The following is a 16,809-nucleotide window of genomic DNA, read 5'->3' on the forward strand; positions in this document are numbered from 1 at the left end:
TTAACAAGAACTGGATAGAAAGGGATTTTCACATGACACAAAAAGTTGCACTTATTACCGGAAGCAGCCGGGGGATCGGGAAAGCGGCAGCCATCAGGCTCGCAAAAGAAGGATATGACATCGTCGTCAATTATGCCCGCAGCAAAAAGGCAGCCCTGGAAACAGCAGAGGAAATCGAAGCCCTTGGCAGGAAAGTCCTTGTCGTTAAGGCGAATGTCGGGGATGTCAGCAAAATTAAAGCAATGTTCGAACAAATCGACGCGGAATTCGGAAGGCTCGATATCTTCGTTAACAACGCAGCTTCAGGCGTGCTGCGACCGGCGATGGAGCTTGAGGAATCACATTGGGATTGGACGATGAACATCAATAGTAAAGCGCTTTTGTTCTGTGCCCAGGAAGCGGCGAAACTGATGGAGAGGAATGGCGGCGGTAAAATTGTCAGCATCAGTTCACTAGGCTCAATTCGATACTTGGAGAACTATACAACCGTAGGGGTTTCCAAGGCGGCCCTGGAAGCATTGACCCGTTATCTAGCTGTCGAGCTTGCCCGGAAAAATATTGTAGTCAACGCCGTATCAGGCGGGGCAGTAGATACCGAAGCACTTACGCACTTCCCAAACAGAGAGGAACTCGTTGCCGAGGCCAGAGAGAAAACACCTGCCGGAAGAATGGTGGAAATCGACGATATGATCAATGCCATCATGTTCCTGCTAAAGGATGAATCCAGCATGATCCGCGGCCAGACGATTATCATCGATGGCGGTATCTCTTTGTTAGTGTAAAATTATTTATTGGATGAATTTGGTATAAAAAAGTCGGATAGCACCTCCTGCGGATGGTTAATCTATTATTCGTGGAGGTGATAAACAATGGCAAAACAACCTAACCAATCTCAAGCTGGAACAAACATTCAGCAGGTGAGACAACAAAACGCTCAATCTGCTCAAGGCGGAAAAGGCCAATACGGCACTGAATTCGCGAGCGAAACAAACGCTCAAGAAGTACGTCAGCAAAACCAGCAAGCTGAAGCTCGCAAAGGCCAAAACTCTGGCCAACAGCGCTAATATCACCTTAATGAAAGGCACTCTAATTCGTAGAGTGCCTTTTTCCGTTGTTGCTGTACAATGCCGGGAAGAAGCAGAAAGTACCTCGAAAAGGAACAGCAACACTTTTCGACAAAGGTTCCAATTCCTCTACATAACTAGTCAAAGGATTTTCACCCCCACCCAAGAATACATTTAAAAGATTAATTTTACAGGCGGTGGAAAAGTATGGATAAATTTAACGAATTGGTTTCTACACAAATGCAAACGATGGAAAAGCTTCTATATCTGCAGTCTGAATTGGAAAGATGCCAGGAGATTGAAAAGCAGCTGGATGCTCTTAAGCAAAGTGCTGAATTAGAAGATCTTCGTATGGAAATTGACCGAAAAAAGCTGGATTTGAAGGAAATCCACCAGATGTTCGAAAAGCAGACGGAGGAAGTCATCCATACGTATCAACAGCTTGCCGTCAGTTATCGTTAAAAGTGGTTCTTGCAAATCAATGAAATATAAAAAAGTGAATTTTTATAAAAATTTAAGCAATTTTAATGGGCTATCGAGGAAATCGATGGCTCTTTTGTTTTAAATTCTCTCGTTAACCGTTATAATAATAAAAAATAGGAATCGTTCTTTGTTGCCTTTTGTCGTTTTGAAGAATTTAGATAAATATACATTGATAGGTTGCAAAGTTCCGGGAAAGGAAAGTAGGGGAGAAGAACATGGGCGTACCCACAGAAGGTGAACCGGTCCAAATCCATAGTTATAAGCATAATGGGCACATCCATCGAGTCTGGGAAGAAACCACCGTCTTAAAAGGAACGCAAAATCTTGTGATTGGCGGGAATGATCGGACAGTCGTGACTGAGTCAGACGGCAGAACTTGGATTACGAGAGAGCCTGCAATCTGTTACTTCCACTCTCAGCTATGGTTCAACGTTATTGGCATGATTCGAGAAGATGGCGTGTATTACTACTGCAATATTAGTTCTCCATTTATTTTTGATGGTGAAGCGCTGAAATATATTGACTATGATCTCGATATTAAAGTTTTTCCAGATATGACGTTTAATCTGCTCGATGAGGATGAATATGAACGCCATCGAAAAGAAATGCAGTACCCTGATGTGATCGATAAGATTTTGAAATACAATGTTGAAAAGCTCAAACGCTGGATCAGGCAGAGAAAGGGTCCATTTGCGCCGGATTTCATCGACATTTATTATGAACGGTATCTAACATATCGTCGTTAACCATACAGGGTAGACAAGCATCAGCCTGTTGATTCGATTCAACAGGTTTTTGTTTCGTGTCTAGGAATTATGAAATATCATTCGTTATGGATAATTATATGTGAATTTCTTTATCCAGCTCCAGCGCCTAGCACCTCGAGTCGCTTCGGTCCGCCCAATGAAGTCAAAGAGCGACTTCACTGGTCGACCCTCCGTGGCACACGATGTGCTAGACCCGCCAGCCACAGGACGTGGCGTTATAAGGCGGGCAGCGCTTGTCGGCGCTGACCAAGGCGCTTGCGCTTTTTGTTACGTGCAACAGCAGGCAAGGCTCCATAAGGGGGAACTATAAATTGGGCAGCATCCGCAGATACTTAAAATTCGTCAAACCATATAGGCTGCAAATCATTGGAACAATCATCATCGGCATCTTTAAATTTGCGATTCCGCTGTTGATTCCACTTTTAATCAAATTTGTCCTAGATGATGTCATCGGAAATGAAACACTGGACAAGGATGAAAAAATAGACAAACTGGTCTGGGTAATGGGTGTCATGATTGTTGTTTTTGTCGTGCTCAGACCGCCTATTGAATACTATCGTCAATATTTTGCGCAGTGGACAGCGAGCAAAATCCTATATGACATAAGAGACAGACTGTTTACCCATATGCAAAGGCTCAGCTATAAATATTATTCCAATACAAGAGCGGGAGAGGTCATCTCAAGGATGATCAATGATGTCGAGCAAACCAAGACTTTCGTTGTTACTGGACTGATGAATCTGTGGCTTGACGTTGCTACGATTATGATAGCAGCTGCTATCATGTTCTCGATGGATGTCCAGCTTACATTTGTCTCATTGATCCTGTTTCCTTTTTACGCTTTTTCGGTAAAATTTTTCTTCGGGAACCTTCGGAAGCTTACGAGGGAACGTTCACAGGCACTCGCGGGGGTACAAAGCTATTTGCATGAGAGAGTGGCTGGAATCTCGGTCATCAAAAGCTTTGCGATTGAGGATTATGAACAAACACAGTTTGATCGGCAGAATAAAAACTTTTTAACAAAAGCGCTTGAGCATACAAGCTGGAACGCAAAAGCATTTGCGGTAGTCAATACGATTACTGATATAGCGCCTCTGCTTGTTATTGGCTTTTCGGGCTACCAGGTCCTTCAAGGCAATCTCACCATCGGGGAAATGGCCGCTTTCATCGCATATATTGACCGGCTTTATAACCCTCTGCGCAGGCTGGTGAATTCATCGACTACATTGACTCAGGCGATTGCATCAATGGACCGCGTTTTCGAGTTCATGGATGAAAAATACGATATCAAGGATTCTCCTAATGCCATTGAACTGAAAAAAGTGCACGGGGATATTTCTTTTAGAAATGTAAGCTTCTCTTATGAGGAAGACGGGGAGACGGTACTTAAGAATTTGAACATCGAGGTTAAAAAGGGAGAAACAATTGCCCTGGTCGGAATGAGCGGTGGCGGAAAATCTTCGTTTGTCAGTCTGATTCCAAGGTTCTTCGATGTTACCGATGGCGAAATTCTCCTTGATGGCAAGGACATCCGTTCCTTCAAGGTCCGTTCCCTGCGCGATAAAATCGGCATGGTTGCGCAGGATAATATTTTGTTCAGTGAATCGGTCAAATCGAATATCCTGTTAGGCAGGCCGGGTGCCAGTGATGAGGAAGTCATTCAAGCGGCCAAGGCAGCAAATGCTCATGATTTTATTATGAATCTGCCAGAAGGGTATGATACGAAAGTCGGGGAAAGGGGAGTCAAGCTTTCGGGGGGCCAAAAACAGCGTGTTGCAATCGCGCGCGTGTTCCTGAAGAATCCGCCTATCCTAATTCTTGACGAAGCAACTTCTGCGCTAGATCTTGAGAGTGAGCATCTTATTCAGGAAGCGATAGAAAAGCTGGCAAAAGACAGGACAACATTTGTTGTAGCCCACCGTTTATCCACGATTACACATGCCGACAGGATTGTCCTGATCGAGCACGGCGAAATCGTCGAAGACGGCAGCCATGATGAATTGATGGCAAAGCAGGGTGGCTATCATAGACTCTTCCAGGTCCAACAGCTAGAAAATTAGATAATCTACAAGAAACCGGGGCATTTCGCTTCGGTTTTTATTTTGCCTATCGCTACATGCCAATTCCCGGATTTTGTCCGGGGATTTTCTTACAAACAAAACTTTATCACAAGAAAAACTTCATATTTCTAAAGTGTCATAATTTATCAGCTTTTGACATACAAATAGTACCAAATGCCCACAACTATTCTAAATTATTATTATATTTAAATAATTAAGAAAAATCAGTGGACTATCTCGGTGCATTTAATATAAAATGTTTTACACAGACATAAGTAATTTTTATTCAACAATAATATTTCGGTAATAGAAAGGAGTAGAAAAGTGGTACATGCTCCGGTTTTAGATGTGAAAAATTTAAAGACTTCATTTATCACAAAAGATGGTGAGGTTCCAGCAGTAGATGATGTCAGCTTTTCAGTTAACAAAGGAGAAATCCTTGGGATAGTAGGAGAATCGGGCAGCGGCAAAAGCGTTACTTCCTTATCAATCATGAAGCTGATTCCCCAGCCTCCGGGAAAAATTGCGGGTGGCGAGATCCTTCTCAATGGCGAAGACTTGGTACACGCTTCGGAAAGAAGAATGAGGGAAATCCGCGGAAATGATATCGCGATGATCTTCCAGGAACCGATGACTTCGTTGAATCCATTATTCACAATTGGTGAACAGCTCGTGGAGGCTTTGAAAATACATAAGAAGCTGGGCAAAAAGGCTGCTTATCAGCAGGCTGTGGAGATGCTGAAGCTTGTTGGACTGCCAAGAGCAGAACAAATCATCAAGGAATATCCTCATCAGCTTTCTGGTGGAATGAGGCAGAGGGTCATGATTGCAATGGCTCTCAGCTGCCACCCGCGGGTGCTGATTGCTGATGAACCGACAACGGCGCTTGATGTGACCATCCAGGCGCAAATTCTGGCGTTGATGAAGGATTTGAACGTAAAGCTTGATACGGCGATTATCATGATCACCCATGACCTTGGAGTTGTCGCAGAGGTTTGCCAGCGTGTCGTTGTTATGTATGCCGGAAAAATCGTCGAGGAAGGGCTTGTAGAGGATATCTTCAAAAACCCGAAGCACCCTTATACTCTCGGATTACTTAAATCGATTCCTGATATCAGGGATAAACAGGAGCGCTTATACTCTATTCCAGGTAACGTCCCTAAGCCAGGTTCGATTAAGGTTGGTTGCAGGTTTGCGGCAAGATGCGAATTTGTCATGGACAGATGCCTGAGCGAAGATCCTGAACTCTATGAAACTGGCAGGCCAGGCCATACCGTACGCTGCCTACTGCATGAGAAGGAGGGAGCAGCCAATGACAGAAGTACTGTTAAAAGTTGATGGATTAAAAAAATATTTCCCTATTACTGGCGGTATCTTTGGAAAACAGACGGGTGCTGTGAAAGCTGTCGATGATATCAGCTTTTGGGTGAACAAGGGTGAAACACTTGGACTGGTTGGCGAGTCAGGTTGCGGTAAATCAACTACAGGAAGAATGCTGATGCGCCTAATCGATCCGACAGAAGGGCAAGTCGTTTTCGAAGGGAAAAACCTTGTGACACTTTCGGACAACGAAATGAGGAAGGCGCGTAAGGATATGCAGATGGTCTTCCAGGATCCATTTGCCTCACTGAATCCAAGGCATACAGTCGAGAAAATCCTCGAGGAACCTTTGATTGTCCATGGAATAGGAACCAAGAAGGAACGCAAGCAGATGGTCAAAGAAATGCTTGAAGTAGTCGGCCTCAGCAGCTACCATGCCAAAAGGTATCCACATCAGTTCAGCGGCGGACAGCGCCAGCGGATTGGGATTGCCCGGGCGCTAATGACAAGGCCGAAGCTGATCATAGCCGATGAACCTGTATCTGCACTTGATGTTTCCATTCAATCGCAAGTATTGAATCTTCTGGAGGACCTGCAAAAGGAATTCCAGTTGACTTATATATTTATAGCCCATGACCTTGGAGTTGTAAGGCATATCAGTGACAGGGTCGGAGTCATGTATTTAGGAAGACTCGTAGAGATAACTGAAGCCGATAAGTTGTATGAAAAACCGCTCCATCCGTATACGAGGGCTTTGCTTTCAGCGGTACCAATCCCGGATCCGGATGTGAAAAGGGAACAGGAGCTGCTGACAGGGGATATTCCCAGCCCGGCGAATCCGCCGCAGGGATGTGCCTTCCATACAAGATGCAAGGAATGTATGGATATTTGTAAGACTGATAGACCTGTATTGAAGGAAATTGAGCCTGGTCATTTTGCTGCCTGCCACCTTTATTAATCTGGAACAGAATTATATTCCAGATAGGGATGTGTGCAGGATCAACAGCATAGATGATAGATATTATGGACTGGATACATAAAACCAGTCCGAAAAAACAAGGGGGAAGAATATGAAAAGGCGTTTTGGATTAATGTTTTTTGCTTTTATCCTTATCCTTAGCTTGGGGCTTGCCGGCTGTAATAATGAATCCGGCGGTAAGAAAACAGGCGGGGAGTCTGGTTCTGACGGCGGTTCATCGTCTGGCGGAACTCTTGTATTTGGGCGCGGCGGTGATTCAACATCGCTTGATCCGGCTGTAACAACGGAAGGTGAAGCTTTCAAAGTAACAAAGAACATCTACGAAACTCTCATCGAGTTTGGTGAGCAGGATACAGAAATCAACCCGGGCCTTGCCGAAAGCTGGGAAGAATCTCCTGATGGCCTGAAGCACACATTAAAATTGCGTAAGGGTGTTAAATTCCATGACGGCACTGATTTCAACGCCGAGGCGGTAGTCTTCAACTTCGAGCGCTGGATGGCCGGTAATAAAGAACAATTCTACTACTATAACTCACAATTCGGTGACGTAATCAAGGAAGTTAAGGCAGTAGATGAGCATACAGTTGAATTCACATTGAACCGTATTCTTGCTCCATTCTACAAAAACCTTGCAATGTCTCCATTCGGTATCGCAAGCCCTGCTGCAATCGAGAAGCATGGTGATAAATTCATTGAAAATCCAGTAGGTACTGGACCATTCAAATTCAAGGAATGGAAGCGTAATGACAGAGTAACACTTGTGAAAAATGAAGATTATTGGGAAGAAGGGCTTCCAAAGCTTGATGAAGTCATTTTCCGTGTCATTCCTGAAAACTCTGCACGTTTGAATGCATTGAATACTGGTGAGGTAGACATTATCGATGGAGTAAACTTCAGTGATGTTGAAGCGATTGAAGGAAATGCAGACCTGCAAACCTTCTACCGTCCTTCTCTGAACGTTGCTTATCTGGGATTGAATAACGAACGCGGGCCAATGAAGGACAAAAAGGTTCGCCAGGCATTGAACTATGCGGTCAATAAGCAATCTCTCATCGATGCTTTCTATGCTGGTGCTGCTGAGCCTGCGAAAAACCCAATGCCGAAATCGGTAGCTGGCTACAACGATGATGTAGAAGCTTATGAATACGACCCAGAGAAGGCAAAGGAACTTCTTAAGGAAGCTGGATATGAAGATGGTTTTGAAATGGAACTATGGGCAATGCCAGTTGCAAGACCTTATATGCCAGACGGAAAGAAAGTTGCTGAAGCTCTTCAGAAAGACTTTGCTGAAGTAGGAGTCAAAGCAAAGATTGTTTCTTACGAGTGGGCAACATATCTTGAAAAGGCACGTACTGGTGAAGCAGACACATTCCTTCTAGGCTGGACTGGTGACAATGGTGACGCTGATAACTTCCTGTATGTCCTTTTAGACCAGGATAACATCGACAGCAATAACTACGCACGCTACGCTAACCAGGAAGTACATGATCTGTTCATCAAGGCTCAGTCTACAAACGACCAGGCTGAACGTGAAAAACTGTATAAAGAAGCTCAATTGTTAATTAAGGAAGATGCTCCTTGGATTCCGCTTGTACACTCTGAGCCTGCCCTTGCAGGAAGAGCAGACGTAACTGGCTTCAAGGCACATCCAACAGGATCTGACCTGCTTGCAACCGTTGAATTCAAAAAATAATGCATCTGGAAAAGGGAGAACATATGCATTCTCCCTTTTCTTTTGAAAAATGAAAACACAGTATCAATGAAAATTTTAATTAAAACAGATAGTATATTTCAATTTGAGTAATGTCTAGCTACAGCGCCTAGCCAGACCAAAGCACTGTAGCTTTTCATCAAGAAAAGAGGTGGGAAGGTGTTTGCCTATTCTATCAGAAGGATATTTTCACTAATTCCTGTACTTTTGGGTCTTTCACTTATTGTATTTTTTATGATCAGAGCAATCCCTGGGGATCCCGCCCAAGTCATTCTCGGGCAGCTGGCGACTAAAGAAGCAATTGCGGATTTAACGAGAGAACTGGGGCTTGACCAGCCTTGGTATGTACAATATTTTACATATCTTGGAGGGCTGCTGACTGGTGATCTTGGGGAGTCTCTAAGAACGAAGTCAGCGATCGGCACTGAAATATGGCCGTATCTTGCAGCAACAATGGAACTGTCTTTTGTTGCGATGTTAATTGCGATAATCATAGGAGTCAATGCCGGAATCGTCAGTGCATGGTTCCAAAATTCCTGGTTTGATTACGGGGCGATGGTCCTGGCACTTGTCGGTGTATCGATGCCGATTTTCTGGCTCGGTTTGATGGAACAGTGGCTGTTTGCCATCAACCTTGATATCCTGCCGACTTCCGGGCGTGAAGAAGTGCGGAATCCAGTCGAGGCAATTACGAACTTTTATATCATTGATACCCTGATCCAGGGGCGTACAGACCAGTTTGTTGACGTCCTGAAGCATCTGGTGCTGCCGGCGATGGCTCTGGCGACAATCCCGATGGCTATCATTGCGAGGATTACTCGTTCCACGATGCTTGAGGTGATGAGGTCAGATTTTATCAGGACTGCAAGGGCAAAGGGTTTGAGCATGTTCTGGGTTGTTTATAAGCACTCCCTTAAAAATGCTATCATTCCTGTTCTGACTATTATAGGATTGCAGACGGGTCTCTTGCTCGGCGGCGCGATTTTAACAGAAACCATTTTCAGCTGGCCTGGAATTGGCCGATATATTTACGAGGCGATCAATTATCGTGATTATCCTGTTATCCAATCCGGAATCCTGATTATTGCCCTGATCTTTGTACTTATCAATCTAGTAGTTGACTTATTGTACGCAGCAATTGATCCTCGGATCAAATACCGTTGATGGAAGGGGAGAGACAGATGGAGATATCAACTCAAAAACAAATGCCGCCAACCGTGCAGGTAGAGGAAAAAGTGGCGTCTCCCTGGGCAGAAGCATGGTATAGCTTTAAAAAGAATAAATTGGCTCTCGTTGGAACAGCTATCGTCCTGTTTTTTATCCTGCTGGCAATTTTCGCACCATTGATTGCGCCAGAAGGGATCAATGATCAGAAAATGGAGGTTCGTCTTCAGGCTCCTTCAGCTGACCACTGGCTTGGCACAGATGATTTTGGACGAGATATCTTATCCAGAGTGATATATGGTGCTAGGATTTCCTTATGGGTAGGGACCTTTGCGGTAATGGGTTCAATCGTTGTCGGCTGTCTGTTGGGAATTCTTGCTGGATACTACGGAAGATGGGTCGATACCATCATTTCAAGAGTATTTGATATTATGCTGGCATTCCCAAGTATCTTATTGGCGATTGCGATTGTAGCCGTTCTTGGACCTTCACTGCGGAATGCGCTGATTGCGATAGCGATTATCAATATTCCGAACTTCGGGAGGTTGATCCGTTCAAGGGTTCTTAGTGTAAAAGAAGAGGAATACATCATGGCAGCCAAGGCTGTCGGGATGAAGGATAGCAGGATTTTATTCCAGCATATCCTGCCTAACAGCATGGCTCCGATCATCGTTCAAGGCACTCTTGCAATTGCCACGGCAATCATTGAAGCTGCAGCTCTGGGGTTCCTTGGATTAGGTGCAGACGCTCCAAATCCAGAATGGGGTAAGATGCTGGCCGACGCGAAAGACTTTATGATCCAGGCACCTTGGACAATGATTTTCCCAGGGCTTGCAATCATGCTGACAGTATTGGGATTCAACCTGATGGGCGATGGCCTCAGAGATGCATTGGATCCTAGAATGAAGAGTTAACGTGATTATATGGGTAAGAAAAAAGCAGCTGATAACCCAGCTGCTTTTAAATTTCCGTATTTTGTTCCATCGTTACATTGCTATCATCTTTATGGTAGGACTGGAAGCTGGTTACGAGGGTATCCAGGTGCTCGACCTGCTCGCCATATTCCATGATGATCGACACGAGCTGCATGACATGATAGAGCATTTGGCTGTTCGTTTGAGCCAGCTCAGTTCTCTGTGCTAAAAATAATTCAAACAGCTGCTCTTTGTTCAGGCAGACCTCACCCTCAATATAGGATGCTTCAGGTCTTACTTTGCCAACGTACTTAAGCATCACCTGCTCATGGTGATTAATCAGGCAATCAAGCTGATGCTGGATGACTTCCTGGAATTCAACAGGAAGCTGATTGAATTCATTCTCATAGCGGTGAAGCCTTTTTAAAGTTTCAAGTGATTTTTTTACCGTGTTGATCATCTGCCTGTAAATGACAAGCTTTCGTGATTTAGCAAGTGGATTATTTTTAAAATAATCACGTTCTTCCTTATACATCATATATAGCTGATCCAGCTTGATGATGGCCTCGCGTAATTTCTCGATATCTGCCTTCAGGAGCTGATGCTCGGAGGCGTGGCGTGTGCTCAACCTGATCCATTTCGTAATTTCCTCTGATAAAATAGAACTCTTATAATACAGCTTATTTTCATACTTTGGCGGCAGGAACACAAGGTTCACAATGAATGCCGATACAACCCCAAGCATGATGGTCGAGAACCGGATCAGCGCGAACTGGATGAAATCATCACCAGGTGTCTCCATGATCGCAATCAATGTGACAAGAGAGAGCGATATTGTGTTTCCCAGTTTCAGCTTAAGGTTTAAAGTAATAACAAGTACTGCGGCAAGGCCGATAATGAAAATGCTGTTCCCGAACGCCATAACGAATAAAACAGCGGTAGCGGCTCCAATCAGATTGCCCTGGATATGTTCAATGATTGATTGATAAGAGCGGTATACAGTTGGCTGCAGGGCGAAAATCGCAGCAATTCCGGCAAATACCGGAGATGGAAGATCAAAAATATGCGATAAAAATAAGGCAAGTGTAATGGCAATTCCCGTTTTCAGTATGCGGGCACCAAGTTTCATGGGAAGTGAATTCCTTTCATTCAGAGACAGAAAATCTCATTCATTAATTAATACTTTAAACCATTTTGTTCAAAACTAAACAATTATGTACTATACAACGGAAAAGCAATAAGTTCAAGCGACAATTTAACGAAAAACAAGCCCGTTTTAAATGTAAGTGGTTACAAGTCTATTAGACTGGAAGTCCTCTTATTCCGAAATAATTGAAGGATCTTCTTGGATAGGGGGATATATTCAATTCGGGCTTATAGAATCTGTCTATGAGCTCTTTTTCAAGGTCAAGCCTCAATTCGCGCTTATAGAATCTGTCTATGAGCCCTTTTTCATGATTAGACCTCAATTTGGGCTTATAGAATCTGTCTATGAGCCCTTTTTCATGATTAGACCTCAATTTGGGCTTATGGAATCTGTCTATGAGCCCTTTTTCAAGATCAAGCCTCAATTCGGGCTTATAGAATCTGTCTATGAGCTCTTTTTCAAGATCAGACCTCACTTTTAACTTATAAAATCTTCATATTACTTTTTCCAGAGCGCCTGGAACGAAAATCTAATAAAATTCCACTGGCGGTTACTTACTAAGAAACATACTAAATTCTCAAAAAGAAAAATTAAATGGCCCCGTTTCAGCGGGGCCACTAACTTCAAATCATTCAGTTGATACTGCTGGATCTGCCTGCTCTTTAACAGGAACGACTTGGATGAAGTGATCTTCAGGATGTTCCAGTAGAAGGGCGAGGTCAGCAGCTTCGCTTTCCTGGCCATGGTTTCTAACCATTTCAATGTAGTTGGCCAGTAATTCTTTTACATCCTTGATGCCTTTTGTTGATAGCGTCTCGATGGAAACCTTGGCGCCTTTGGCGACTCGTCGGGCGATGGCTTCTTTTGTCAGTCCCATCTCCGGCTGATGCCTCAGATAAACGACACCGCCTGTCATGCCTGCGCAAATCCATGGTCCTGGATCACCGAGAACAAGTCCCCGACCGTTGGTCATATATTCAAAAGCGAAGCCTTTGATATTAGCATTTGTTCCGATATTGCCGAATTCCTTTTCAGGAATTGGCTTTTTCACAAGGCCGCCAATGATCATGTCAGCACCTGATAAACGAATTCCCGCACGAGCATCTGCATTGCCCTGTGCTACGAGCAAGCCTTTCTGGGCACCATAGCCAAATCCTTTACCGACAGAACCGTTGTAGAAACCACCGTCCTTGCCAGGCGATTTTGCGATTAAAATTGCGCCGCCGAATGAAGTCTTGCCGACTCCGTCCTGGCCGCCGCCATCAATTTCAATGGTGATGCCGTCCGTGTTATAAGCGCCAAGTCCATTACCAAGGATGGATCCTTTATAACGGAGCGTGACTGGCTGGAGCTTTCTATAAGAACCATCCAGACGTCCGCGCACCCTGTGGCATGAAACCCTGCTTGCAAGCACGCGCTGCTCGGCAGTAACGGCCTGGAATTCACGTGACTGATGAAGCTCCTCGTCGACAGCATCAAGGTATTCAGCGCCTGCAGCAACCTGAAGCTGTGCAGAAGCAAGGGAAGCCGCAGCTTCTTTTTGATGCGTGATTTGGCCTATCTCAAGTGGCTTCAATAAATATGTTAAATCAAGGAGGTCATTTCCTTTGATTTGTTCCAGTAGATCTGAGCGCCCGACTGCTTCCTGCAGATTTTTGATGCCTGCAGATGCAGCGAGGGATTTAAGCTCGTTGCCAAAAGCAGTGAACAGATTCATGATGCCATTGACAGCAAGGTCGAACTGGCGCGGTACGAAACGGCGCAGTCCATGTTCCTTTGCTTGTGCCTCGGAATCGATTTGCGTCGCGATACCGACATGGCATGTGTCAAGATGGCAGCCGCGGCAAGTCGTACAGCCGATCGCAAGCATGGACAGTGTCCCGAAGCCGACGCGGTTTGCTCCAAGCAGCATGTATTTAATAACATCCATAGCGCTCTTTACACCGCCGTCAGCCCAAAGCTCTACATTGTCGCGCAATCCTGCTTCAAGCAGGGCGTTATGTGCCGCTTTGATGCCGATTTCTGCTGGCAGGCCGACATACTGCAACGCATGGATACGGGCAGCGCCAGTACCGCCGTCGAAGCCGCTCAATGTGATGATGTCCGCTCCTGCTTTCGCGATGCCAACTGCTATCGTACCGATATTCGGCACAACAGGAACCTTAACGGCAACTCGTGCCTGGTCATTGGCTGTTTTTAGCTCATGAATCATTTGCGCAAGGTCTTCGATTGAATAGATATCATGGTTATTTGATGGTGAAATCAAATCTGAACCTATTGTCGCGTTCCTTGCTTCAGCGATTTTAGCCGTAACCTTCGAACCAGGTAGGTGTCCGCCTTCACCAGGCTTTGCGCCCTGGCCAATTTTGATTTCCAGAAGGTTGGAGGAGTTCAGCAATTCCGCATTGACTCCGAAACGTCCGGACGCAACCTGCTGGCCGCGCGTACGCGGGTACTTGCCAAGCATATCCTTGATTTCGCCGCCCTCACCATTCATGCTGACCATGTTCAGGCGATCAGCACCTTCTGCATAAGCACGGAACGCAATTTCGTTTTGTGAACCGAAGGACATTGATGCGATGACAAATGGCAGACTGTGGTCGCCTACACCAATTTCAACTTCCTCAGGTGAAACTCCGGAGTCAGCTTTCTTCAATCCAGTCAAATGACGGATGGTTGTCGGGTTGCTGTCTTCCTGTTCGGAAATTTTCTCTCGATACACACTGTAATCTCCAGTAGAAGCAACCTCGCCAATCGCCTTCCAGATACGAGGGAAGAGGTGGAACGTTTTGCCGATGCGTTCTTTTTCGTTCTGGAAATCTTCTGCTCTTTTTAATGCATCTTCTTTCATTGCTTCGAAATTGTATGCAAGTTCATTGGAACCAAAGAAGTTCACGATCACTAAATAATCTGCTACTTCATCGTTTAGGCCTATGCTTGAGAATAAACGTCCGTATCCTCGCAATTCGTGGATACCAATAGTAGAAATGACTTTTTCAAGGCCTTTAGTCAAGGCGCTGTATAGATTAACGAGCGGCTTGACAGACTCATCTAACACTGTCATGAACATATAGTAAGGGCTGACTGCGTCTGCACCCAGACCAAGCGCAACAATGATGTCATGCAGCGATCTTAATGATGCGGACCGCAGCAAGAGAGAGCAGTCGCGGCGCAAGCCTTCTTTTACAAGTGCCTGGTCGATCGCTGAAACGACAAGGTGCGGGTCGAGCCAAAGTGCATTTTCCTGGTGGGCCATTGCGTCATCAAGAACAAGCAAGGTTTTGCCATCCTTAACAGCAACAATTGCTTCACGAGCAAGCCTTTCAAGTGCTTCCTTAACAGTTTCATCATTGTGGAAAACAGTTTCCAGGTATGCTGCAAGTTTATCATCCTGGTAGCACTGGATGACCTGGTCCATGCTTGGCTGCCCTGTTTCTAATGAAACCTCGTAGCCCGCTTTTCCTTCTACAAGAAGAGGAGTGATCAATTCTACGACTTTACCTGTCTCAGATTTGCCGAAAAGGGTAGGGCGCTTGCCGAGTACCGTCCGGGTTGAGAAATGTTCAGCTTCACGATCACGGTCTATTGCGGGATTCGTTACGACAGCAACACTTTCTTTTATAAAATCTGCGATATTCTTGCGTTCCGGATTCATCGCGGCAAGTGGAGCGTCGTGTCCAAGTGAGCGGATTGGTTCCGCGCCTTTTTCAGCCATCTGTTCCACGAGCTGGACGTGGTCACGCTCCCAGCCAAATGCTTTATATTGTCCGTTATGGATTTTATCCGGATATGTCATTGTAACCGTTTTGCTAAGCTGTGGACCGCCTAGGCGATGGCGGGCTTCCTGAAAAGCAAGGCGCTCTGAAAAACGCTTGTAAACTTCACCCTGGAATCGGTTCATTTCAAACACTTCAATTGTATCGCCGTTCCACTTCAGGCCAACCTTCTCGCCTGGTGCTAGAGGTTTCGGGTCACCTGTGTACTCAGTTGAAGGGATGATTCCTGGCTCTGATGAAAACAGGTATGAACTTTCTGTTTCAACCATCCATAGCGGGCGCAAGCCTAGTGCGTCTACACTAAATACTGCTTCATCAGCAAAGCGTGAAATGATGCCTGCAGGCCCCTGGGCAAAATGGCCCCATGCTTCGCGTATATAAGTATATAAATCTTGCATATGTTCAGGGTAAGCTTTGATTTCATTGATAATCGGCGGGAACATCATGTCCATCGCCTCAAACAATGAATATCCGTCACGACAAATAAACGTTTCAAGTGTACGGCTAAGATCCTGTGAGTCACTGCCGTCTTTTACGAGCGGAACATTGACCATGCGCGCTTCATCGCGAAGTCTTGCAATCGTATTGATTTCACCGTTATGGCCTAGGACGCTGAACGGCTGGACACGGAAAAAGCTTGATAGAGTATTAGTTGAATAGCGGTTGTGTCCAAGTGTCATTGTGGATGCAACGAGCGGGCTGGCCAGGTCATGATAGTATTTCGGAAGAATGTCTCCTGCACCCATTACCTTATAAACTGCATGGTATTGGCTAAGGGAGGCGACATGAACCTGATCGTTTTTCTCGAAATCTACAATCATATTAAACAATTTGCTGGAAAGATCCTGACCTTCTTCGTTTGCCAAGCATGCGAACTGCCAGAATACAGGATTCTCCTGAATTGCAATCGGGCCGAGCGCTCCGGAGTCAGTGACATCGATCGATGAAAAAATCACCTTCATGCCCTGCTGTGCAAGCTTTGCCTCAAGCTTTTCCTGAATCGCTGTTGCCTGCTCAGACCTTGTGATAAAAACATGTCCGACCACGAAGTTTTCTTTATCGACGGCATTAACATCTGCACCCGTTGCTGATAGCTTTTCCTTCCATAGAGCACGTGGAATGTCAATGTGCACACCAACACCGTCACCCTCGCCATTGATAAAACCAGCGCGATGGTTCATCGTGACCAGGCCGTTGATGCAGTGAAAAATATTCTCGCGTGTAGGGATTTTCTTCTTTTCAATGCTGGCAACGATCCCGCAGGCATCGTGCTCAAATCTTGAAAAGTCTTTGAATTGGGAAGGGCTCCATTGTGTTGTCATAAAAATCGGCTTATAAAGGATTCTTTTAAGCCGTTTCACCTCCTGAAAAAATAATCTATGATCTGTTGTTTGATAGCTTGGTACATGAGGGTGTAAATCTAA

At 45.1% G+C, this 16,809-nt stretch carries 13 protein-coding genes; 10 read left to right on the plus strand and 3 right to left on the minus strand.

Annotated elements, in window-relative coordinates; translation table 11 throughout:
* Positions 1 to 32 precede the first annotated feature (32 nt).
* From fabL to AC0VX7_RS05570, 10 genes are all read left to right on the plus strand, one after another.
* Positions 33 to 782: an enoyl-[acyl-carrier-protein] reductase FabL gene (gene fabL, locus AC0VX7_RS05525; protein WP_475427035.1), complete on the plus strand. Its 750-nt coding sequence runs from the start codon at positions 33 to 35 to the stop codon at positions 780 to 782.
* A gap of 87 nt (positions 783 to 869) precedes the next feature.
* Positions 870 to 1,064, plus strand: a complete 195-nt coding sequence (locus AC0VX7_RS05530; protein WP_215036763.1) for a gamma-type small acid-soluble spore protein — start codon at positions 870 to 872, stop codon at positions 1,062 to 1,064.
* A 207-nt stretch (positions 1,065 to 1,271) separates the two neighbouring features.
* The gene (locus AC0VX7_RS05535) at positions 1,272 to 1,526 is read left to right on the plus strand and encodes a YgaB family protein (RefSeq protein WP_041967591.1); all 255 of its coding nucleotides are present in this window, start codon (positions 1,272 to 1,274) and stop codon (positions 1,524 to 1,526) included.
* A gap of 236 nt (positions 1,527 to 1,762) precedes the next feature.
* Positions 1,763 to 2,293: a nucleoside tri-diphosphate phosphatase gene (gene ntdP, locus AC0VX7_RS05540; RefSeq protein ID WP_167834545.1), complete on the plus strand. Its 531-nt coding sequence runs from the start codon at positions 1,763 to 1,765 to the stop codon at positions 2,291 to 2,293.
* 332 nt (positions 2,294 to 2,625) lie between these two features.
* Positions 2,626 to 4,374: an ABC transporter ATP-binding protein gene (locus tag AC0VX7_RS05545; protein ID WP_475427036.1), complete on the plus strand. Its 1,749-nt coding sequence runs from the start codon at positions 2,626 to 2,628 to the stop codon at positions 4,372 to 4,374.
* Between the two features lie 324 nt (positions 4,375 to 4,698).
* Positions 4,699 to 5,712: an ABC transporter ATP-binding protein gene (locus AC0VX7_RS05550; protein WP_215037153.1), complete on the plus strand. Its 1,014-nt coding sequence runs from the start codon at positions 4,699 to 4,701 to the stop codon at positions 5,710 to 5,712.
* Positions 5,687 to 6,652 (plus strand): ABC transporter ATP-binding protein, encoded by a 966-nt coding sequence (locus AC0VX7_RS05555; protein WP_215037152.1) that lies wholly within the window; start codon positions 5,687 to 5,689, stop codon positions 6,650 to 6,652. Before AC0VX7_RS05550 ends, AC0VX7_RS05555 begins: the two co-directional genes overlap by 26 nt.
* 112 nt (positions 6,653 to 6,764) lie before the next feature.
* Positions 6,765 to 8,366 carry an ABC transporter substrate-binding protein gene (locus AC0VX7_RS05560; RefSeq protein WP_475427037.1) on the plus strand — a complete coding sequence of 534 codons (1,602 nt, stop codon included), beginning with the start codon at positions 6,765 to 6,767 and terminating at the stop codon, positions 8,364 to 8,366.
* Between the two features lie 177 nt (positions 8,367 to 8,543).
* On the plus strand, positions 8,544 to 9,548 hold the full coding sequence (locus AC0VX7_RS05565) for an ABC transporter permease (protein ID WP_215037150.1): 1,005 nt from the start codon (positions 8,544 to 8,546) through the stop codon (positions 9,546 to 9,548).
* A gap of 17 nt (positions 9,549 to 9,565) precedes the next feature.
* Positions 9,566 to 10,462: an ABC transporter permease gene (locus AC0VX7_RS05570; protein ID WP_215037149.1), complete on the plus strand. Its 897-nt coding sequence runs from the start codon at positions 9,566 to 9,568 to the stop codon at positions 10,460 to 10,462.
* A 46-nt stretch (positions 10,463 to 10,508) separates the two neighbouring features.
* On the opposite strand, the gene AC0VX7_RS05575 is transcribed toward AC0VX7_RS05570, so the two are convergent.
* From AC0VX7_RS05575 to AC0VX7_RS05585, 3 genes are all read right to left on the minus strand, one after another.
* A complete protein-coding gene (locus AC0VX7_RS05575; RefSeq protein WP_475427038.1) occupies positions 10,509 to 11,591 on the minus strand; it encodes an FUSC family protein in 1,083 nt (360 codons plus the stop codon).
* A 172-nt stretch (positions 11,592 to 11,763) separates the two neighbouring features.
* The gene (locus tag AC0VX7_RS05580; protein ID WP_475427039.1) at positions 11,764 to 12,084 is read right to left on the minus strand and encodes a hypothetical protein; all 321 of its coding nucleotides are present in this window, start codon (positions 12,082 to 12,084) and stop codon (positions 11,764 to 11,766) included.
* A 153-nt stretch (positions 12,085 to 12,237) separates the two neighbouring features.
* A complete protein-coding gene (locus AC0VX7_RS05585; RefSeq protein ID WP_475427040.1) occupies positions 12,238 to 16,707 on the minus strand; it encodes a glutamate synthase-related protein in 4,470 nt (1,489 codons plus the stop codon).
* Between the last annotated feature and the right edge of the window lie 102 nt (positions 16,708 to 16,809).

The organism is Mesobacillus sp. QJM3NY_10 (assembly GCF_056173465.1).